Here is a 20,826-nt window from a genome sequence, read left to right on the forward strand (position 1 = left end):
CTACCCGTTATCCTCCGGCACGCCAAACCACTGATGATACCAACGAGGTAAAATCTGATCCCGCAAACTGCGTATCCGCCAATTTCCCGGGAAAAAGTCTAGTGTAACCTGCCCCTGATGAGGCGTGTCCAACCATTGGTAACTCTGCTGCTGATAGCGTTGCTTCACTTTCCAGGAAGGCAGACGCCAGGCGTTATAGCGTGAAGCTGAGGCTACCGCCACCTGCCCAGCAACCCGCTGAACAAACGCTAATGACGATGAAGTATTGCTGCCATGATGCGGTACCTGAATAAAAGTGGACTGCAGATGCTGCCAGTAATGACTTAGCATTTTTTGTTCTGCAGGAGATTCAATATCACCGGTCAGCAGAAAACTGCGCTTGCCGTCGTCAACTCTCACCACACAGGAATGGTTATTCCCCCGATCGTTAGTCCCACGGAGCGGCCAGTGAGCGCTGAACGTTAATCCCTGCCATTGCCAGCTCTCGCCGCGAAAACAGGGTAAATGGCCTTTCCATCCTAGTGGGCTTCTCACCCACAATGCTGGCCAGGTTTTCAGTAACGAGTCCATTCCCCCCCGATGGTCCAGATGTTCATGGCTCAACACGATCCCTTCAGGTGTCAGGTTGTGCCAGCGTAACCAGGGGATGATCAACTGCTGTGCGCTATCACCCCCAGGCCATGCCAGCCCGGTATCGTAGAGGATCGCTTTACCATTACGGGCGATGACCATTGCCAGTCCTTGCCCAACATCCAGCATATACACCTGCCACACTTGCGTTCGCGCAGGTCGCCAGAATGGCAAGCTCAACAAAAGCACTGCCGAAATGCAGACCACCGGTAAGGTACGCCATGCATTCAGTCGCCATGCAACGAGCATCGCCCAGGGCGATAACGAAAGCCATTGCCAGCGTTGGTCAATGTTGATCCAACCTTCTGGCAGACTATTGAGCGCCCAGAATAAGAGTGCCAGCGATCGATCGGCCAGATACCAGCACCCGGTCTCGACAACCAGCGGCCCGGTTAAGTGCACAATCATACCCGCGAGAATCAGCGGGACAGAAACAAACGTGACCAACGGTACGGCAAACAAATTGGCCAGAAATGAGGTCAGGCTGATGCCGTGAAACAGGGCGATTTGCACTGGCAGAAGCAGGAGCGTGATACCTAACTGGAGATGCGCCAGCTCGAGAAATACGCGTCCCGCACGGTAGAGTGACCATTCGGGCAGTGGAAACCATTGATACCAGAATATCAGTGCCGCAACGGCAAACGCGGACAACCACAGGCTTTGTGAGAGAACAGCAACGGGATCAACCATCACAATTGCAGCCAGACAGCATGTCCAGACAGCCCACCCACTCCACTGCCGCCCGCTCAGTTTAAGCGCACCCCAGACAATCAGTGCAACCACGGTGCGTAATGCCGGAGGCTGTAGCCCTGTTAACCATGCATAAAACGTCGCACAGGCGATTCCGCCCACCAGCGGAACCTGCCAGGCGATCCAGCGGGTTGGCATAAAAAATTGCCCACCGCGAATTAGCCCGGCGGCTAAAAGCGCGGCAAAGGCAATATGTAGCCCGGAAATAGCCATCAAATGCGCCGTTCCGGTGTCGCGCATAATGGTTTTCACCTCTTGCGAAACAGAGAGTCGCTCCCCCATTCCCAGGCCCAGTATCACCTGCTGCCAGGGATAAGCGGATAACGTTGTATTCAACGAAGAGAGATAACGGGCACGCAGGCTACACTGTGGCGAAATGACACTTGCCTGCAGGAAGCGTCCCGTCAGCGGTTGATGCTGTGCTAACGCATAGCGCTGGCTATCAAATCCCCCTTCATTTAATTGGCCGTGTACCGCGCGAACCTTAAGCGTCATCGCCCATTTCTGACCCGCACAAACCTCACCTGGTAAGTATTGTCCATACAGTACGATCCCCTGCGCCGGAAATATTCGTCTCCCCTGCAGGTGGGTAATCTGTCCATAGTGCGTGGTCATATGGTCAGTGCCGGTTATTTGTACTATGGCCTGCTGAGTGTTAGCGGGGAGCGTATTGCCCGCCCAAGTAGCGTCTTTCGCCGCCAGTATTCCCCAGAGAAAGAACAACAGCGTTAACCCGGCATAATGCAGATACTTGTGCGGAATAAGACAGAGCACACACGCCAGGCAAAATAGGCCGCTGACGTACAGCATTTCGGGCAGTGAGGGTAATACCGTAAGAGGGAGAATACCGCACAATGCACACGAACTGACCGTTATTATTTTCACAAAACACCTCCCTGTTACAGGAAGTGTGCAGGACAACGCAGCGGTTGTCTGGCAGCAATTTTTCGTTTTCCGGCGTGTGTTCTGCTGTTATTACACGAAGGATGTAATGTGCAATTTAACTGAGAGGCGGGTTCCAATATGGGCAAGCAGAAATGAAAAAAGCACCCCTACAGGTGCTTTTCTCGACGTTAAGTTTTGTGAAAAACTTAGCCGTAAATATTGGCGCGATCGCGCAGCTCTTTACCCGGTTTAAAGTGCGGAACATATTTTCCTTCCAGATCCACTTTATCGCCAGTCTTCGGATTACGTCCGGTACGTGGTGCGCGGTAATGCAGAGAAAAACTACCGAAACCGCGGATTTCAATACGCTCGCCCTGCGCCAGAGTCGAGGCCATATGTTCCAGCATCTCTTTTACCGCGTCTTCAACCGCTTTCGCGGGAATGTGAGGCTGCTGGGTTGCAAGTCTTTCGATCAATTCTGACTTGGTCATGATTCCTCCGGTTCCTTAAAGGCAAAATTAGCTGCTGCATTGATTAAGGGCGGCCGTAGCCGCCCTTTGTCATTGATTACAGGACGAATCCTGTAATCTGTCAAGCTACTCGTTACCCTTTGTGCTGTTAATAGCACAAAGGATTTGGAGCACTCGATATTACTCGCCTTTAGCTGCTTTGAAAGCTTCAGCCATTGCGTTGTTAGAGAAGTTTGCATCTTCCTGTTTGTTAACAGTTGCGATTGCATCTTTCTCATCAGCTTCGTCTTTAGCACGAACAGACAGGCTGATTGCACGGTTCTTACGATCAACGCCGGTGAATTTAGCTTCAACGTCGTCGCCTACGCTCAGAACCAGAGTTGCATCTTCAACGCGGTCACGTGAAGCTTCAGAAGCGCGCAGGTAACCTTCAACACCGTCAGCCAGTTCTACGGTTGCGCCTTTAGCGTCAACTGCAGTCACTTTACCGTTTACGATTGCGCCTTTCTTGTTCAGTGCAACCCAGTTGTTGAACGGATCTTCTGCGAGCTGTTTAACGCCCAGAGAGATACGCTCACGTTCTGCGTCAACCTGCAGAACAACTGCTGCGATTTCGTCGCCTTTTTTGTATTCACGAACTGCTTCTTCGCCTGCAACGTTCCAGGAGATGTCAGACAGGTGAACCAGGCCGTCGATGCCGCCGTCCAGGCCGATGAAGATACCGAAGTCAGTGATAGACTTGATTTTACCTTCAACACGGTCACCCTTGTTGTGGGTTTCCGCGAACTGCTGCCATGGGTTGTTTTTGCACTGCTTCAGACCCAGGGAGATACGACGACGTTCTTCGTCGATATCCAGAACCATAACTTCCACTACGTCGCCAACGTTAACAACTTTGGACGGGTGGATGTTTTTGTTGGTCCAATCCATTTCGGAAACGTGAACCAGGCCTTCAACGCCTTCTTCGATTTCAACGAAGCAGCCGTAGTCGGTCAGGTTGGTCACGCGACCTGTCAGTTTGGTACCTTCCGGATAACGCTTAGCGATAGCTACCCATGGATCTTCGCCCAGCTGTTTCAGGCCCAGAGATACACGAGTACGCTCGCGGTCGAACTTCAGCACTTTAACAGTGATTTCGTCGCCAACGTTTACGATTTCGCTCGGATGCTTAACGCGTTTCCATGCCATGTCGGTGATGTGCAGCAGGCCGTCAACGCCACCCAGATCAACGAATGCACCGTAGTCAGTGAGGTTCTTAACGATACCTTTAACTTCCATGCCTTCCTGCAGGTTTTCCAGCAGCTGATCGCGTTCTGCGCTGTTTTCGGATTCGATAACGGCACGACGGGAAACAACGACGTTGTTACGTTTCTGATCCAGCTTGATTACTTTGAATTCAAGCTCTTTGCCTTCCAGGTGCAGCGTGTCGCGGACCGGACGAACGTCTACCAGGGAACCCGGCAGGAACGCGCGAATACCATTCAGCTCAACAGTGAAGCCACCCTTGACTTTGCCATTGATAACACCAGTAACGGTCGCAGCTTCTTCGTAAGCTTTTTCCAGCGTGATCCAAGCTTCGTGACGTTTAGCTTTTTCACGGGACAGCAGAGTTTCACCGAAGCCGTCTTCTACTGCATCCAGAGCAACGTCAACTTCGTCACCAACCTGGATTTCCAGCTCGCCCTGGGCGTTTTTGAACTGCTCTGCCGGAATGGCAGACTCAGATTTCAGACCGGCGTCAACCAGTACGATATCTTTGTCGATAGCAACAACAACACCACGGACGATGGAACCCGGACGGGTTTCAATTGTTTTTAAGGATTCTTCAAATAGTTGAGCAAAAGATTCTGTCATGTTTAATCTTCAGGTTTCATATTTAACGTCCACCTGGCTCCATGCCGGATGGGGTTGTTTAACATACCCGCTAACACTCCATTGCTACGGGGGTACTGCAAATTCGGTCGCACTTAAGCGAGTGCCAGTTTTTGGCGCGCGTATTGTAACGCTTTTTCAATCACTTGCTCAATGCTTAATCGGGTTGAATCCAAAACTAAGGCATCAGCAGCAGGAACTAACGGCGCTACCGCACGGTTTCGATCGCGGTCGTCGCGTTCTTCGATCTCGGCCAAAAGGCGTTCAAAGTTAACACTAAAGCCCTTCTCCTGCAACTGTAGCATACGTCGATGCGCACGTTCTTGCGAGGAAGCGTCCAGAAAAATTTTCACCGGCGCGTCAGGGAATACCACGGTCCCCATATCGCGTCCGTCAGCGATTAATCCCGGCGCTTCACGGAAGGCGCGTTGACGACGCAACAGCGCTTCACGCACACGGGGAAACGCAGCAACCTGAGAGGCGGCGTTTGCCACTTCCTGAGTGCGGATTTCACCGCTAACATCTTCACCTTCCAGGATAACTTCCAGATTGCCGTCTGTTGAGATAAAACGCACATCCAGATGTGACGCCAGCGGGACCAGCGCATCTTCAGAGGCGACATCAACATGGTGATGTAACGCCGCAAGCGCCAGTACACGATAAATCGCGCCAGAATCTAACAGATGCCACTGCAATGCTTCCGCCATTGCTTTGCACAAGGTGCCTTTACCTGCACCGCTTGGGCCATCAATGGTAATAACCGGGGCAATTGCCGTCATCTTTTTCTCCTTAAACAGGCATACGTTAACGTAAACGCCGCGCATTATACGCGCCAACGTCAACGATCGTTATCTTTGTGTGAAAAATACAGAATCATTGAAGCTGAGTGTAGAATAAATGGGCAATCGAGGATGTCAGAATGTGCCGCACGTGGTAGTGCGGCCATCAAATCAGGCAGGTGTACTAATACGTGCCAACTGTTCGAAATAATCCGGGAAGGTTTTGGCCGTGCATTTAGGGTCAAGAATAGTGACTGGCGTGTCAGACAGCGCCACCAGCGAGAAACACATCGCCATGCGGTGATCGTTATAGGTCGCAATATCAGCAAATGTTAACGTAGCAGGTGGCGTGATACGGATAAAATCATGCCCCTCTTCCACTTCAGCGCCCACTTTACGCAGCTCCGTTGCCATCGCAAATAAACGGTCTGTCTCCTTGACTCGCCAGTTGTAGATGTTGCGAAGAGTCGTGGTGCCTTTCGCAAACAGCGCCGCGGTAGCAATCGTCATCGCCGCATCCGGAATGTGGTTCATATCCATATCAATGGCGTGTAATTCCCCGTGCGTACAGGCAATGAAATCATCTCCCCACATCACGGTCGCGCCCATTTTTTCCAGCACATCGGCAAAGCGAATATCGCCCTGCATGCTGTTGCGGCCAATCCCGGTGACTTTCACCGTACCGCCTTTAATCGCTCCGGCGGCAAGGAAATACGAGGCCGATGACCCATCCCCTTCCACCAGGTATGCGCCAGGGGACTGGTACTGCTGTCCACCTTTGACAACAAAATGTTGGTAGTCCTGGTTCTCAATCTCAACGCCAAAGGTTTTCATCAGGTTTAGCGTAATATCGATGTAAGGTTTTGATACCAGCTCGCCTTTAATTGCGATCGTCGTATCCTGCGGCGCCAGCGGCGTGGTCATCAGCAACGCGGTAAGGAACTGGCTGGACACGCTGCCGTCCACGTCAACCTGGCCACCGATAAAACCACCGCGCAGTCGTAAAGGCGGATAGTTTTCCTGCTCCAGGTAATCTATGTTTGCGCCCCCCTGGCGTAGCGCATCGACCAGATGGCCAATCGGGCGCTCTTTCATACGCGGTTCACCCGTCAGCACAATATCGTTGTGCCCCAGACACAGCGCAGCCGCCAGCGGACGCATCGCGGTGCCGGCGTTGCCAAGAAACAGTTCGACTGCACCTTCGGCCTGTAACGCGCCGCCGTTACCGATGATTTCGCAGCGGGTACGATCGGCAGAAAGGGTATAACTAATCCCTAACGCATTCAGCGCGTTAAGCATATGGCGGACATCATCACTGTCCAGCAGGTTGGTCAGGACAGTGGTGCCATTTGCTAATGCAGCCAGCAGCAAAGCGCGGTTAGAAACACTTTTAGAACCAGGCAGATTGATGGTGCCATCTACCCGCGCAATGGGTTGTAACGTCAGGGATTCCATGAAACTTAACTCTCAAAAACAGATATAAAAACCCCACAGGCTGGCTGTGGGGATGAAAAATAACAGCAGATTAGCCGCGGCGACGCTCGAAATCGATCATGAAATCGGTCAACGCTTTCACGCCTTCAAGCGGCATTGCATTGTAGATAGACGCGCGCATCCCACCGACCACACGATGCCCTTTCAGCGCATGCAGACCAGCAGCAAAAGACTCTTCCAGGAACAGTTTATCCAGTGAGCTGTCAGCCAACTGGAAAGGAACGTTCATGCGCGAGCGGTTAGACTTCGCAACGTCGTTACGATAGAAGTCACTGTTATCAATGACGCCGTACAACAGTTCCGCTTTTTGCTGGTTAATTTTGTCCATTGCGCTGACGCCGCCTTGCGCTTTCAGCCACTTAAAGACCAGACCAGAGAGGTACCAGGCAAATGTCGGCGGCGTGTTAAACATCGAGTCATTGTCGTTCAGGACGGTGTAATCGAGGATCGACGGGCAGGACACGTGCGCTTTGCCGAGTAAATCTTCACGTACGATGACGATCGTCAGACCCGCTGGGCCGATGTTTTTCTGCGCGCCGGCGTAGATTACGCCATAGCGGCTAACATCAAGCGGCCCAGACAAGATGGTGGAAGACAGGTCAGCGGTCACCACAACGTTACTGGCAAAATTCGGCGTCTCATCGATTGCAATACCATCAATGGTTTCGTTCGGGCAATAGTGCAGATAAGCCGCATTGTCAGAAAGCTGCCATTCACTCATTGGCGTGACCGCCCGCAGGCCGTCAACGGTAACTTTGGCATCAATCACGTTTGGTGTGCAGTATTTCTTCGCTTCTTTAATGGCGCTGGCTGCCCAATAACCGGCATCGACGTAATCTGCCGTGGTCTTATCGCCTAAAATATTGAGCGGGATCCCGGCGAACTGACCGCGACCACCGCCATGGCAGAACAACACTTTGTAGTTGGAGGGAATGCTGAGGAGATCGCGAAAATCCTGCTCTGCTTCCTCTGCGACCTGGATAAACTCTTTACCACGGTGGCTAATTTCCATCACCGACGTGCCAAGACCATTCCAGTCGCGGAGATCCTGTTGAGCCAGTTTAAGTACGTCCGCCGGTAGCATTGCCGGACCTGAACTAAAATTGAAGACCTGAGTCATTTCCCCTCACCACGTTGTGTTGTTATCCGGTCAACATCCTGTCGTTGGCAATAATTCCTGTGACAGACATTGGGTATATGTTTTTCCTGTGGATATCGGTTTTATCATTCAGCGACACGCGCCGCAATGGGTAATACGGGTCAGGGGAAAAATGTGTCATTCGTCACACAAAAGAATCTATCGGATTGACGGCTCAAAACCGATATTTTCGCTGTCAGGTGACCCGTTTTGCCCGACTGGCCTTCGTCCATTCTGGATTTGCACAGCGCGGACATAATTGATGATCCCCAGCGCGCATGTGAATAACTTCACTACAGCGTACGCAGGCATAATCCCCTGCCGCCGGTACCACCTTAAAGCGTTGCGTACAGTGTTTAGGCAGAATGCTGAGACCGGGTTTGACGTCTTCATCGGCAAAGAAATAGACGCTGATTTGCCCGTTTGTCTCCAGAATAGCGAGCTTCACCTGCCCTAATTGCTCCACACCGTTCAGCCGCAATTCCATAAAAAACTCGAATTCCGTCATATTGGCGTTATTGAGCTTCGACCATGACAGTTCGCCGTCTTCGATGATCACCAGCGGTTTACCCTCCAGCAGATCCTCCAGCTTTTCACTGTGTGCCATCAGCCACATCACTAAGCGATACAGCAGCGCCAGGGTAATGAATACCACCAGCACCGGTAGCAGCGGAACATCGTCATAAAACGCCACATCCCCCGCTGCCGACCCCAGCGTCAGGATAATCAACACTTCAAAAAGCGACATCTGGCGTACACCACGCCGCCCCGTGAGCTTTAAAAACAGAAAAACCAATATAAAGGTATACAAGCTGCGCAGCGCCACCTCACCCAGAAACTCCATGGGCACTTTATCAAGCGCCATACGGTGTAAATCGAATGCTTTCATTTTGTACTCTTAACGTGGGTTATCGTGTGAAAGCATAGTCAACGCTTTTATTTGCGTCACCGCAGTGGCGGCGATAGCGCCATTCATATAAAACCCGTATCATTGCGCGCTTTCCGTACGACAAAAGTGATTTTCATGACGCAAACATTTATTCCCGGCAAAGATGCCGCGCTGGAAGATTCCATCGCCCGCTTCCAGCAAAAATTACTCGACCTTGGTTTCCAGATTGAAGAAGCCTCATGGTTAAACCCCGTTCCTAACGTTTGGTCTGTGCATATTCGCGATAAAGAGTGCGCACTGTGTTTCACCAACGGTAAAGGCGCGACGAAAAAAGCGGCGCTGGCTTCCGCGCTGGGCGAATATTTTGAGCGTCTGTCCACCAACTACTTTTTTGCCGATTTCTGGCTGGGTGAAACTGTCGCTAACGGTCCATTCGTGCATTATCCGAACGAAAAATGGTTCCCGTTAACCGAAGAGGATGACGTTCCAGAAGGTCTGTTGGATGCCCGTCTGCGCGCGTTCTACGATCCGGAAAATGAACTGACCGGCAGCATGCTGATCGACCTGCAGTCAGGCAATGAAGAACGCGGCGTTTGCGGTCTGCCGTTTACCCGCCAGTCTGATAACCAAACCGTGTACATTCCGATGAATATCATTGGCAACCTGTACGTTTCCAACGGAATGTCTGCCGGTAACACCCCAAATGAAGCACGCGTTCAGGGGCTTTCTGAAGTCTTTGAACGTTATGTGAAGAACCGCATTATCGCAGAAAGCATCAGTCTGCCGGAAATCCCAGCCGACGTGCTGGCGCGTTACCCGGCTGTGGTCGAGTCCATCGCCAAACTGGAAGCCGAAGGGTTCCCAATTTTCGCCTATGACGGCTCGCTGGGCGGCAAATACCCGGTTATCTGCGTAGTACTGTTTAACCCAGCTAACGGGACCTGCTTTGCGTCATTTGGCGCCCACCCGGACTTCGGCGTGGCACTGGAGCGAACCGTCACTGAACTGTTGCAGGGCCGCGGTCTGAAAGATCTTGATGTCTTTATGCCCCCGACCTTTGATGATGAAGAAGTGGCTGAGCATACCAACCTCGAAACCCACTTCATCGATTCCAGCGGCCTGATCTCTTGGGATTTGTTCAAGCAAGATGCCGATTATCCGTTCGTTGACTGGAATTTCTCCGGCACTACGGAAGAAGAGTTCGCCACCCTGATGGCTATCTTCAAAACCGAAGATAAAGAAGTGTATATCGCTGATTACGAGCATCTGGGCGTGTACGCCTGCCGCATCATCGTTCCGGGGATGTCTGATATCTATCCGGCTGAAGATCTGTGGTTAGCGAACAACGGTATGGGCACACATCTGCGTGAAACCATTCTTTCTCTGCCGGGCAGCGAGTGGGATAAAGAAGACTATCTCAGCCTGCTCGAACAACTGGATGAAGAAGGTTTTGACGACTTTACCCGCGTACGTGAGCTGCTGGGTCTGGCAACAGGTTCAGACAACGGCTGGTCTACGCTGCGTATTGGTGAGCTGAAAGTGATGCTGGCACTGGCCGGCGGTGACCTGGAGCAGGCACTGATTTGGACCGAATGGACAATGGAGTTTAACGCATCGGTCTTTAGCGCCGAACGCGCCAACTACTACCGTTGCCTGCAAACGCTGCTGCTGTTGTCGCAGGAAGACGATCGCCAGCCGCTGCAGTATCTGAACGCTTTTGTCCGTATGTACGGTGCCGATGCGGTTGAAGCGGCGAGTGCGGCATTAAGCGGAGAAGCGCCGTTTTATGGCCTCCAGTCCGTCGACAGCGATCTGCAGGCTTTCCCGGCGCATCAGTCTCTGCTGAAAGCCTATGAAAAACTGCAGCGCGCAAAAGCAGCATACTGGTCAAAATAATGGCAATTAGCCTGCTCTGAGTAGGCTTCAACAATTGACTACGCTATATTACGGGGCGCATTTTGTGCCCCGTTTTTTTTATTTTTGCTTAATCAAAAATAAATGTAAAAACAAGGTTAAAAATTAGTAGTTGATATTAAAAAAAATAGCTTGATAGTGTTGCATTTTATCTCAATTACTCCATTTTAATTAACCGCTCAACGGGAGACGAAAGGAAAAAATTCAACTCACTTTATAATTTTTAAAATTTATTTTTACTATAATAATCAAAAAGTTACTCCGTAATCGCATAAAAACCATGCGTCTTGCGGGCCTATAAGCCAGGCGAGATATGATCTATATCAAATTCTCATCTATAATGCTTTGTTAGTATCTCGTCGCCGACTTAATAAAGAGAGAGTTAGTGTGAAAGCTGACAACCCTTTTGATCTTATACTTCCTGCTGCTATGGCCAAAGTTGCCGAAGAAGCAGGCGTCTATAAAGCAACGAAACATCCGCTTAAGACGTTCTATCTGGCAATTACTGCCGGTGTGTTCATTTCAATTGCCTTTGTTTTCTATATCACCGCCACGACCGGTACTGGAACAATGCCTTTCGGTATGGCCAAGTTGATCGGTGGTATCTGCTTTTCCCTGGGACTGATTCTTTGTGTTGTCTGCGGCGCTGACCTCTTTACTTCAACCGTACTGATTGTCGTCGCTAAGGCCAGTGGACGTATTACCTGGGGCCAACTGGCAAAAAACTGGCTCAACGTTTATGTTGGCAACCTGGTGGGTTGCTTGCTCTTTGTGCTACTGATGTGGCTTTCCGGCGAATATATGACCGCTAACGGCGCATGGGGGCTAAATGTCCTGCAAACCGCCGATCACAAAGTGCATCACACCTTTGTTGAAGCCGTCAGCCTCGGTATTCTGGCAAACCTGATGGTGTGCCTGGCCGTATGGATGAGCTACTCAGGCCGTAGCCTGATGGACAAAGCGTTTATCATGGTATTGCCGGTCGCAATGTTTGTTGCCAGCGGTTTTGAGCACAGTATCGCAAACATGTTTATGATCCCTATGGGTATCGTAATACGCGATTTCGCCACACCGGAATTCTGGACCGCTGTCGGTTCTTCTCCGGAGAATTTTTCACACCTGACCGTGATGAATTTCATCACCGATAACCTGATTCCGGTTACGATCGGTAACATTATCGGCGGCGGTTTGTTAGTCGGGTTGACATACTGGGTCATTTACCTACGTGGTAACGATCATCACTAATTTGTTGATGCCCATTACACGTAGTAAATAAAAAATCCACTTAAGAAGGTAGGTGTTACATGTCCGAGCTTAATGAAAAGTTAGCCACAGCCTGGGAAGGTTTTACCAAAGGTGATTGGCAGAATGAAGTAAACGTCCGTGACTTCATTCAGAAAAACTACACTCCGTATGAGGGTGACGAGTCCTTCCTGGCTGGCGCAACTGACGCGACCACCAAGCTGTGGGACAGCGTGATGGAAGGCGTTAAACAGGAAAACCGTACTCACGCGCCTGTTGACTTTGACACCTCCGTTGCTTCTACCATCACTTCTCACGATGCTGGCTACATCAACAAGCAGCTTGAGAAAATCGTTGGTCTGCAGACTGAAGCTCCACTGAAACGTGCGATCATTCCGTTTGGCGGCATCAAAATGGTTGAAGGTTCCTGCAAAGCGTACAATCGCGAACTGGACCCGATGCTGAAAAAAATCTTCACCGAATACCGCAAAACCCACAACCAGGGCGTATTCGATGTTTATACCAAAGACATTCTGAACTGCCGTAAATCCGGTATTCTGACTGGTCTGCCAGATGCGTATGGCCGTGGCCGTATCATCGGTGACTACCGTCGCATTGCGCTGTACGGTATCGACTACCTGATGAAAGATAAGTACGCTCAGTTCGTCTCTCTGCAGTCCGATCTGGAAAATGGCGTAAACCTGGAAGCAACTATCCGTCTGCGTGAAGAAATTGCTGAACAGCACCGCGCACTGGGTCAGATCAAAGAAATGGCGGCTAAATATGGCTGCGATATCTCTGGTCCGGCTACCAACGCTCAGGAAGCTATCCAGTGGACCTACTTCGGCTACCTGGCCGCTGTTAAGTCTCAGAACGGTGCAGCAATGTCCTTCGGTCGTGTATCCACCTTCCTGGATGCATACATCGAACGTGATATCAAAGCAGGCAAAATCACCGAACAAGACGCTCAGGAAATGATTGACCACCTGGTCATGAAACTGCGTATGGTTCGTTTCCTGCGTACGCCTGAATATGATGAACTGTTCTCCGGTGACCCGATTTGGGCAACTGAATCAATCGGCGGTATGGGCGTTGACGGCCGTACTCTGGTTACCAAAAACAGCTTCCGCTTCCTGAACACCCTGTACACCATGGGTCCTTCTCCGGAGCCGAACATCACCGTTCTGTGGTCTGAAAAACTGCCTCTGAACTTCAAGAAATTCGCCGCTAAAGTGTCTATCGATACCTCTTCTCTGCAGTATGAGAACGATGACCTGATGCGTCCGGACTTCAACAACGACGATTACGCTATCGCTTGCTGCGTAAGCCCGATGGTTGTTGGTAAACAAATGCAGTTCTTCGGTGCGCGTGCAAACCTGGCGAAAACCATGCTGTACGCAATCAACGGCGGCGTTGATGAAAAACTGAAAATCCAGGTTGGTCCGAAATCTGAACCAATCAAAAGTGACGTTCTGAACTTCGACGAAGTGATGGAACGTATGGATCACTTTATGGATTGGCTGGCTAAACAGTACGTCACCGCACTGAACGTCATCCACTACATGCACGACAAGTACAGCTACGAAGCCGCTCTGATGGCGCTGCACGACCGTGACGTTGTTCGCACCATGGCGTGTGGTATCGCAGGTCTGTCCGTTGCTGCTGACTCCCTGTCTGCAATCAAATATGCGAAAGTTAAACCGATTCGTGACGAAGACGGTCTGGCTATCGACTTCGAAATCGAAGGCGAATACCCGCAGTTTGGTAACAACGACTCTCGCGTTGATGACATGGCGGTTGACCTGGTAGAACGTTTCATGAAGAAAATTCAGAAACTGACTACTTACCGTAACGCTATCCCGACTCAGTCTGTTCTGACCATCACCTCTAACGTTGTGTATGGTAAGAAAACCGGTAACACCCCAGATGGTCGTCGTGCTGGCGCACCGTTCGGACCGGGTGCTAACCCAATGCACGGCCGTGACCAGAAAGGTGCTGTTGCCTCTCTGACCTCCGTTGCTAAACTGCCGTTTGCTTACGCTAAAGATGGTATCTCTTATACCTTCTCTATCGTTCCGAACGCACTGGGTAAAGACGACGAAGTTCGTAAGACCAACCTGGCAGGCCTGATGGACGGTTATTTCCATCACGAAGCGTCCATCGAAGGTGGGCAGCACCTGAACGTGAACGTCATGAACCGTGAAATGCTGCTGGACGCGATGGAACATCCTGAGAAATATCCTCAGTTGACCATCCGTGTATCAGGTTATGCAGTACGTTTTAACTCCCTGACTAAAGAACAGCAGCAGGATGTTATTACCCGTACTTTCACTCAGACCATGTAATTGGTTTTGACTGAAATCACGCGTTAAATGTCGTACAATAAAGGCTCCACGTAAGTGGGGCCTTTTTAGCAACTAAGTCTCTTTCGTCAGCTATCTATACTTATGGATGACTGCCAAAACAGACTCGACACAGTTAATAACTGTGCACTCACTCTGGCCCCGGATGGGCCACATCTGGAGATACACCGCAATGTCAGTTATTGGTCGCATTCACTCCTTTGAATCCTGTGGCACCGTAGACGGCCCGGGCATCCGCTTTATTACCTTCTTCCAGGGCTGCCTGATGCGCTGCCTGTATTGCCATAACCGTGATACGTGGGACACGCACGGTGGTAAAGAAGTCACCGTCGAAGAATTGATGAAAGAAGTGGTGACCTATCGCCACTTTATGAACGCCTCCGGTGGCGGCGTAACGGCATCCGGTGGTGAGGCTATTCTGCAGGCCGAATTCGTTCGTGACTGGTTCCGCGCCTGTAGAAAAGAAGGTATTCATACCTGTCTCGACACCAACGGTTTTGTCCGCCGCTACGATCCGGTGATTGATGAACTGCTGGAAGTCACCGATCTGGTGATGCTCGACCTCAAACAGATGAACGACGAAATTCACCAGAACCTGGTCGGTGTGTCTAACCATCGTACACTGGAGTTCGCACGCTATCTGTCTAACAAAGACATCAAGGTGTGGATCCGCTACGTCGTCGTACCAGGCTGGTCTGACGATGACGACTCAGCACACCGTCTGGGCGAGTTTACCCGTGATATGGGCAACGTCGAAAAAATCGAATTACTGCCTTACCATGAGTTGGGTAAACACAAATGGGTGGCGATGGGCGAAGAATATAAGCTGGATGGCGTTAAGCCACCGAAGAAAGAAACCATGGATCGCGTGAAAGGTATCCTGGAACAGTATGGTCATAAAGTGATGTATTGAGTTTACATCCTTGTAAAACGGCTGCCTAACATGGTGGCCGTTTTGTTATCTGCACTTACCTCTTCGGCAAACGGGTCACAACACAGGAAAGGACGTCATGCGGTTATTCATCTCAGGAGTGTTACTGTTGTCTGCCCAGGCCGCGAATGCCGCCAGCAACTGCGATATTAATGCCATCATCCAGCACGCCTGGCCGGATGCCAGGACAACGTCGCAAGGCACCATCACTCAAGATAACCGGGTCATTACCACCCACAGTGATTCACCCAAAAGCGCGATTTGCCGCATCTGGCCAGCGCACCCTGAGCTGACGCTGGCCGCTGTACCATTAATGACACAGCAGTATAGCGATTACGATAACGTCGGCGATATGGAGCTTCTGGTGCTCGATTCCACCACACTCGACGTAAAACAACGATTACGCCTGCCAGAGAGAATGAGCGACGATGCCATTCGCATCACCGGCCTGGCACTTGATACCGCTCGCTGGAAGGTTACGCCTGAACAGACCGCATTCGGCTTGCGTATCTCCCGCACCGGCAGTTCTCGGGTCAATCCATTTAGTGAAACGGCACTTTCGCTGTATGTCATCGACAATAATCAGCTCCGGCCAATACTAAACGGTATCGTGCTGGAAAATAGCAGCGGAGAATGGGATGGCAACTGCGAGGGAACCTTCAGCGACAGTAAACGCAGCCTGGCGCTGGATACCGGTTCGCAGAATGGGTATGTTGATATTCGGGTAACCGAGAAAAGCGTGGCATCCACGAGCTATGTTGATGCCAATGAGCAATGCGCAGCGAAAGATAAACCGGGTAAAGCCAACTGGTTACTGCGCTATGACGGTCACCAATATACCATTCCCGACGAACTTGCCCCGCTGTCCTGAGCCGCCAGAAGGAGATAGCCTGGCTATCTCCTTCTTATTATCGCTCGTTTAACTCTTTCTTCTCGCCAGCAGCGGGAAAATTAAGCCCAATCCGACCAGTACAAACGGTGTCACAATGTTCAGCGTCAGCTGGAAAGTCCACTCCGGGGTAAAGGCTTCCATTTTTGGAAAAATCCCGGTAACGCAAGCAAATGCAGTGAAGGCAAAACACCATCCTCCGACGGTTAATGCCAGCGTTTTGTTGCGAATAAAGACATATTCTGACTTATATTTCTGCGCCAGCCGAATAACGGCAATAAATGCCACGAACACCCATAAATAACGCAATGGCATAACAACTGAGTTGAGATTCAGCAACCATTTATACAAATTATTCATGTCACCAATACCCAGCGTCGGCAACATAATCAGAATCGCGACTAATACTAACGTCAATATATAACCGTTCACCGGTGTGCCGGACGCATTCGTACGGCACAAACGCGCAGGAATATATCGACTGTCCGCATCACCCAGCAGGACTTTAAGCGGCGCATCGATAGAAAACACCAACGCAGCAATCTGCCCCAGCGTGTTGGCAACCGCATAAATGACCATCAGCGTGTTACCCATCCCGTAATACTCGCCCAGTTTCTGGAAAGCATAATATTGACCATTGGTCATTAAATCATCGGGAATATGCCGGGAGTCAAACATCATCCCCATTGCCAGCGAGCCGAGAATTGCACATACCGCCACCATAATCGCCAGAATCAACATCCCTTTCGGGAATTCTTTGCCTGGATTGCGAGTCTGGTTAACGTAAGGTGAAATTTTTTCCGCGCCACCCACCGCGAAGACCAGCATCGAAATCGTCGTGATATAGGTAAAATCAATATGCGGAATGAACGATTCCCAAGTGATGTTGGTGGTAGCAATCTCAACATCCGTAATTGCCGGCGCGGTTACCGCCATCACGACATACAGAATCGACATCACAAACATCGCAATTCCCGCCACGGAACCCACAATTTTCAGTGACTTCATCCCACGGGATGCAACCCACATGAAGAAGACAAACAGCGCCAGCGTCAGCCCCTGTAACGCCACGACGGTGTATTCTTTAATGAGTGACCCATCCCCCTTCAGCGCCCAGCCCAGGGCAATCAGGATAGCCTGCGGTTTCTGCGCCAGGTAAGGAATATGCACTACCCAGTAAGTCCATGCGGCAAGGTAAGCCAGCCCCGGCCCCATGGTGTGTTTAATCCAGGTACTGACGCCACCTTTCCCCTCTTTAAACGTGGAGCCAAGCTGCCCGACGATCAGTGCGTAAGGGATAAAATAGAGCGCAAAAATAAAAATCCAGGAGGAGACAACGACTAATCCCTGATTAGCATAGTTGTTTACAACGTTGCCAAACCCCCAAACGGTAATAAACGACATCAAGGCGATGTTGTACCATCGCAACTGTTTTTCCTGTGCACCGGCCATACGCGATCCTTCGTGGGGTTATTTTAAATATCAATAAATGAGGCGAGGGATTATGCGCGGTAAAATGAACGGGCGGAAATGGCAGAATGTAAAACTATAACCTTCTGCACAGTTTATTTTTCAGCAAAGATGAGGGGGAATTAAATACGGTGGATTCTCACCAAACATACATAATTTGTATGAATGGAAACCCACCGTAATCGTTAAATAGCTTCAGATATGTGCCACGGAATTGGGCTTGTGTCCTGTTTTACGCAGCAGCATCAGTAAATAAATAAACGACACGCTGGCGATCATGATAAACAACAGGCTATCTGAGAAGTTCTGCATCAGCATCGCGGTAAATGACGGCCCCAGCAGGCTCCCCACGGTATAGCTTAATAACAATGCCTGGTTCATGGCAACCAGTTGATGATGTTCCACTTTTTCGCAGGCCCAGGCCATTGCCACTGGATAGAGCGTAAAACCGGCCGCACCTAACATGAACAACGCAGGGGCCATTGCCGCCTGATTCAGCATCGCAATGCTACCGAGGATCACCACAAAGACCTGAACGCGTAAAACCAGCAGGCGACCTAATTTATCCGCCAGACGACCAATCGGCCATTGTCCCAGAATACCAGCGCTGACCATCACCGCCATCCAGAAACCAATGCTGGCGTTACTGGCCCCCTGATGATTAAGGTACAGCGGCATCAAGCCATACAACGAGCCCAGCACAATACCGGAGATAATGCAGCCATTCACGCCCAGTCGCGCCTGACGAAGTCTCAACATCGATGCTATCGGCGTCGAATGTTGTTCCTCGCTTTGCTGATTCATAATGCGGGTAAAGAGCAGTGGTAATACGCCTGCCAGAATCGTGCCAGTAACCCACGGCAAAACGCTCATGAGATCTGTCGAGACTTTACTGACTAACAGCTGCCCTAAAAACGTTCCCACGTAATAGACCATCATATAGGCAGCCAGTAAGCGTCCGCGGTTACGAGAGGTCCCGCTGCACATCAGCGCGCTTTCCACCACCACCCAAATCATGGCACAGCCGACACCGGCGATAAAACGCCAGGTCATCCAGCTCCAGAATCCCACCATCACACCCAGCCCAATACACCCCACGGCGAAGATAAACGAGGCAATGTAATAGCTGCGGTTGAAGCCAAGATGTCTGATTAAATACCCGGTCAGCAACGTCCCCACCAGATTACCGGTGAAATAAGACGAACTGACCACACCCACCTGCCAGGTCGGGAGATTGTCATGGGCGAGCCAAAGCGGGACGAGCGTGTTTAACACGGCGATCGCCAGGGTCAGCAGCAGTAGCCCGCACAGCAATAGCATAACGGGTCGGGTATAGGTAGACATGAATAAAAACCGTGAGGAAGTTCAAATTTCATGCGCATCATGCCACTGCCAAAAACATTGTCAATCGGCGCAATCAGGGGTCTGAGGCGCTTTCATGACGATCGATTCGTATTACTGATTCTTAATATGAATGGATAAAAAAGAGGAAAACACATCTGTTTGTTTTAATTGATCTAAAACAAAATTATCGCGTTTCGTTCAGTCGAAATATTTCATGGATGTATCGCATTTTTTATTTGCCGAATGGCGCCGTTAGCTGCGCCATTCGGCATTCTTTAGATCAGCTGGCAACCGCCATGCCCACGGTCATATGCAGACCGTAGAACACACCGCGCCCGATCAGTTCACCGACAAGCAGCAAAATAAACGCCACTGACAGTAACGGTACGGCCGGTTGGTAGCCTTTAACCTGCGGCACAACCCAGCAGCACAGCGCCAAAGCCAGTGCCGCAATACGCCACGCCATCAGCGAGCCGTAGTCCGGTACCAATGCAGATGCCTGCTGAACAGAACTGTGAATAGTCGCCAGTTCAGTGCCCTGCATTACCGCCATGATAGCACTCACCACCAGCGCAAATATGGAAATCGCCGGCAGCAGGCGCATTGCCCAGCCGTCTACTCCAGCCACACGCAGCAGCAGATAACCTAACAGCGGCCCCCCCAAAAACAGCGTCAGGAAGAAGCCCAGCGGCGTCCAGAGGCTGTACCAGGTAGGGATCGTATCAATGGTGTTATACACCCGCACCATCATCCAAACGAAAACCACGCCCAGTACCATAGTGACGATTAGCCACAGAGTACGTAACGCAGACGGCATTTTTTTCAATGTCGCCATCAGCCAGCCGATACCGCCCACCGCGAAGAACAGCGAACCGCTGGCAATTTCGTTACTCAGTGCAGAGGCTCCGATACGGTTAAAGGAGTTAAAAGCACGCATCGGCGATCCCAGGTGCAGCATGGAGGCAATAAAGCCGATGCCCATTAACACCCACAGGCCCAACATACAGGCAACGACGCGCTGCTGTGCGTCGGGACGTAAGCCCCCTTTCATCAATGCCAGCGCCAGAACAATAAAACCGCCAACCACGCACTGCCCGAAGACCGTGAAGATCATCAGCGGCCACTCATGCCATCCACTTCCCATCTTACACCTCCTTCGGATTAGCCAGATAACCCGTGGTATCCCCGGTCGGGCGGCTATTGGCATTAGGTTTGATTACAATGCTAGGTTTGGTGAAATGTGCGCCCGGTAGTGGCGCAACCGCCGCCAGCTCACCGTGTTTTTTGCGCAGTTCATCAATCGGACCAAAATCCAGCGCGCGCAATGGACAAGATTCGACGCAAATCGGCTTTTTGCCCTCGGCCACACGGTCGTGGCAGCCATCACACTTGGTCATATGCCCTTTGGCCGCATTGTACTGTGGCGCGCCGTAAGGACAGGCCATATGGCAATAACGACAGCCAATGCACACATCCTCATCGACGACCACAAAACCGTCTTCACGCTTGTGCATCGCGCCACTCGGACATACCTTGGTACACGCCGGGTCTTCACAATGGTTACACGCAATAGACAGGTAATAGGCAAAGACGTTCTGGTGCCAAACGCCGTTGTCTTCTTGCCAGTCGCCACCGGCATATTCGTAAATACGGCGGAAGCTGACATCCGGGGTTAAATCTTTGTAGTCTTTGCAGGCCAGTTCGCAGGTTTTGCAACCGGTGCAACGGCTGGAATCAATAAAAAATCCATACTGGGTTGTCATCGG

At 50.9% G+C, this 20,826-nt stretch carries 16 protein-coding genes; 5 read left to right on the forward strand and 11 right to left on the reverse strand.

All coding sequences use genetic code 11. The features are described 5' to 3' along the window. The 7 genes from IB214_RS16350 to IB214_RS16380 form a co-directional block, all read right to left on the reverse strand. Complete coding sequence (locus IB214_RS16350) at nucleotides 1-2,265, reverse strand: ComEC family protein (protein ID WP_117341712.1); 2,265 nt, start codon at nucleotides 2,263-2,265, stop codon at nucleotides 1-3. 206 nt (nucleotides 2,266-2,471) lie between these two features. Then, nucleotides 2,472-2,756, reverse strand: a complete 285-nt coding sequence (gene ihfB, locus IB214_RS16355; RefSeq protein ID WP_003035780.1) for an integration host factor subunit beta — start codon at nucleotides 2,754-2,756, stop codon at nucleotides 2,472-2,474. Nucleotides 2,757-2,915: 159 nt separating this feature from the next. Next, on the reverse strand, nucleotides 2,916-4,589 hold the full coding sequence (gene rpsA / locus IB214_RS16360; protein ID WP_096757679.1) for a 30S ribosomal protein S1: 1,674 nt from the start codon (nucleotides 4,587-4,589) through the stop codon (nucleotides 2,916-2,918). Nucleotides 4,590-4,702: 113 nt separating this feature from the next. Then, complete coding sequence (gene cmk / locus IB214_RS16365) at nucleotides 4,703-5,386, reverse strand: (d)CMP kinase (RefSeq protein WP_045441261.1); 684 nt, start codon at nucleotides 5,384-5,386, stop codon at nucleotides 4,703-4,705. A gap of 171 nt (nucleotides 5,387-5,557) precedes the next feature. Continuing rightward, the gene (gene aroA / locus IB214_RS16370; RefSeq protein WP_117341711.1) at nucleotides 5,558-6,841 is read right to left on the reverse strand and encodes a 3-phosphoshikimate 1-carboxyvinyltransferase; all 1,284 of its coding nucleotides are present in this window, start codon (nucleotides 6,839-6,841) and stop codon (nucleotides 5,558-5,560) included. A 70-nt stretch (nucleotides 6,842-6,911) separates the two neighbouring features. Next, nucleotides 6,912-8,000 carry a 3-phosphoserine/phosphohydroxythreonine transaminase gene (gene serC / locus IB214_RS16375; RefSeq protein ID WP_096757681.1) on the reverse strand — a complete coding sequence of 363 codons (1,089 nt, stop codon included), beginning with the start codon at nucleotides 7,998-8,000 and terminating at the stop codon, nucleotides 6,912-6,914. Nucleotides 8,001-8,214: 214 nt separating this feature from the next. Further along, nucleotides 8,215-8,907, reverse strand: a complete 693-nt coding sequence (locus tag IB214_RS16380; RefSeq protein ID WP_117341710.1) for a DUF421 domain-containing protein — start codon at nucleotides 8,905-8,907, stop codon at nucleotides 8,215-8,217. Nucleotides 8,908-9,042: 135 nt separating this feature from the next. Between IB214_RS16380 and ycaO the strand changes: the two genes are divergently transcribed. The 5 genes from ycaO to IB214_RS16405 all read left to right on the forward strand — a co-directional run bounded on the left by ycaO (nucleotide 9,043) and on the right by IB214_RS16405 (nucleotide 16,228). Continuing rightward, nucleotides 9,043-10,803: a 30S ribosomal protein S12 methylthiotransferase accessory factor YcaO gene (gene ycaO, locus IB214_RS16385; RefSeq protein WP_115258945.1), complete on the forward strand. Its 1,761-nt coding sequence runs from the start codon at nucleotides 9,043-9,045 to the stop codon at nucleotides 10,801-10,803. Nucleotides 10,804-11,208: 405 nt separating this feature from the next. After that, nucleotides 11,209-12,066, forward strand: coding sequence for a formate transporter FocA (gene focA / locus IB214_RS16390; RefSeq protein WP_135322512.1), 858 nt, complete (start codon nucleotides 11,209-11,211; stop codon nucleotides 12,064-12,066). 59 nt (nucleotides 12,067-12,125) lie between these two features. Next, the gene (pflB, locus tag IB214_RS16395) at nucleotides 12,126-14,408 is read left to right on the forward strand and encodes a formate C-acetyltransferase (protein ID WP_096757685.1); all 2,283 of its coding nucleotides are present in this window, start codon (nucleotides 12,126-12,128) and stop codon (nucleotides 14,406-14,408) included. A gap of 190 nt (nucleotides 14,409-14,598) precedes the next feature. Continuing rightward, a complete protein-coding gene (gene pflA, locus IB214_RS16400; protein WP_096757686.1) occupies nucleotides 14,599-15,339 on the forward strand; it encodes a pyruvate formate lyase 1-activating protein in 741 nt (246 codons plus the stop codon). A 97-nt stretch (nucleotides 15,340-15,436) separates the two neighbouring features. Beyond that, the gene (locus tag IB214_RS16405; protein WP_164496606.1) at nucleotides 15,437-16,228 is read left to right on the forward strand and encodes a hypothetical protein; all 792 of its coding nucleotides are present in this window, start codon (nucleotides 15,437-15,439) and stop codon (nucleotides 16,226-16,228) included. Nucleotides 16,229-16,276: 48 nt separating this feature from the next. On the opposite strand, the gene IB214_RS16410 is transcribed toward IB214_RS16405, so the two are convergent. The 4 genes from IB214_RS16410 to dmsB all read right to left on the reverse strand — a co-directional run bounded on the left by IB214_RS16410 (nucleotide 16,277) and on the right by dmsB (nucleotide 20,823). Continuing rightward, complete coding sequence (locus IB214_RS16410; protein WP_096757687.1) at nucleotides 16,277-17,698, reverse strand: amino acid permease; 1,422 nt, start codon at nucleotides 17,696-17,698, stop codon at nucleotides 16,277-16,279. Nucleotides 17,699-17,911: 213 nt separating this feature from the next. Next, nucleotides 17,912-19,060, reverse strand: a complete 1,149-nt coding sequence (locus IB214_RS16415; RefSeq protein WP_117341709.1) for an MFS transporter — start codon at nucleotides 19,058-19,060, stop codon at nucleotides 17,912-17,914. A gap of 280 nt (nucleotides 19,061-19,340) precedes the next feature. After that, on the reverse strand, nucleotides 19,341-20,204 hold the full coding sequence (locus IB214_RS16420) for a dimethyl sulfoxide reductase anchor subunit family protein (protein ID WP_117341708.1): 864 nt from the start codon (nucleotides 20,202-20,204) through the stop codon (nucleotides 19,341-19,343). A 1-nt stretch (nucleotide 20,205) separates the two neighbouring features. Continuing rightward, entirely contained in the window at nucleotides 20,206-20,823 is a 618-nt protein-coding gene (gene dmsB / locus IB214_RS16425) for a dimethylsulfoxide reductase iron-sulfur subunit DmsB (protein WP_096757690.1), read from the reverse strand. Nucleotides 20,824-20,826 lie beyond the last annotated feature (3 nt).

Origin of the sequence: Citrobacter sp. C1 (assembly GCF_014596895.2) — a bacterium.
Lineage (GTDB): Bacteria > Pseudomonadota > Gammaproteobacteria > Enterobacterales > Enterobacteriaceae > Citrobacter > Citrobacter gillenii.

Bases quoted from the DNA above. Each gene is read 5' to 3' on its own strand.
- pflA (WP_096757686.1), top strand. From the start codon at position 14,599: ATGTCAGTTATTGGTCGCATTCACTCCTTTGAATCCTGTGGCACCGTA.
- cmk (WP_045441261.1), bottom strand. From the start codon at position 5,386: ATGACGGCAATTGCCCCGGTTATTACCATTGATGGCCCAAGCGGTGCA.
- ycaO (WP_115258945.1), top strand. From the start codon at position 9,043: ATGACGCAAACATTTATTCCCGGCAAAGATGCCGCGCTGGAAGATTCC.
- serC (WP_096757681.1), bottom strand. From the start codon at position 8,000: ATGACTCAGGTCTTCAATTTTAGTTCAGGTCCGGCAATGCTACCGGCG.
- rpsA (WP_096757679.1), bottom strand. From the start codon at position 4,589: ATGACAGAATCTTTTGCTCAACTATTTGAAGAATCCTTAAAAACAATT.
- aroA (WP_117341711.1), bottom strand. From the start codon at position 6,841: ATGGAATCCCTGACGTTACAACCCATTGCGCGGGTAGATGGCACCATC.
- IB214_RS16405 (WP_164496606.1), top strand. From the start codon at position 15,437: ATGCGGTTATTCATCTCAGGAGTGTTACTGTTGTCTGCCCAGGCCGCG.
- dmsB (WP_096757690.1), bottom strand. From the start codon at position 20,823: ATGACAACCCAGTATGGATTTTTTATTGATTCCAGCCGTTGCACCGGT.
- ihfB (WP_003035780.1), bottom strand. From the start codon at position 2,756: ATGACCAAGTCAGAATTGATCGAAAGACTTGCAACCCAGCAGCCTCAC.
- IB214_RS16380 (WP_117341710.1), bottom strand. From the start codon at position 8,907: ATGAAAGCATTCGATTTACACCGTATGGCGCTTGATAAAGTGCCCATG.
- IB214_RS16420 (WP_117341708.1), bottom strand. From the start codon at position 20,204: ATGGGAAGTGGATGGCATGAGTGGCCGCTGATGATCTTCACGGTCTTC.
- IB214_RS16415 (WP_117341709.1), bottom strand. From the start codon at position 19,060: ATGTCTACCTATACCCGACCCGTTATGCTATTGCTGTGCGGGCTACTG.
- pflB (WP_096757685.1), top strand. From the start codon at position 12,126: ATGTCCGAGCTTAATGAAAAGTTAGCCACAGCCTGGGAAGGTTTTACC.
- IB214_RS16410 (WP_096757687.1), bottom strand. From the start codon at position 17,698: ATGGCCGGTGCACAGGAAAAACAGTTGCGATGGTACAACATCGCCTTG.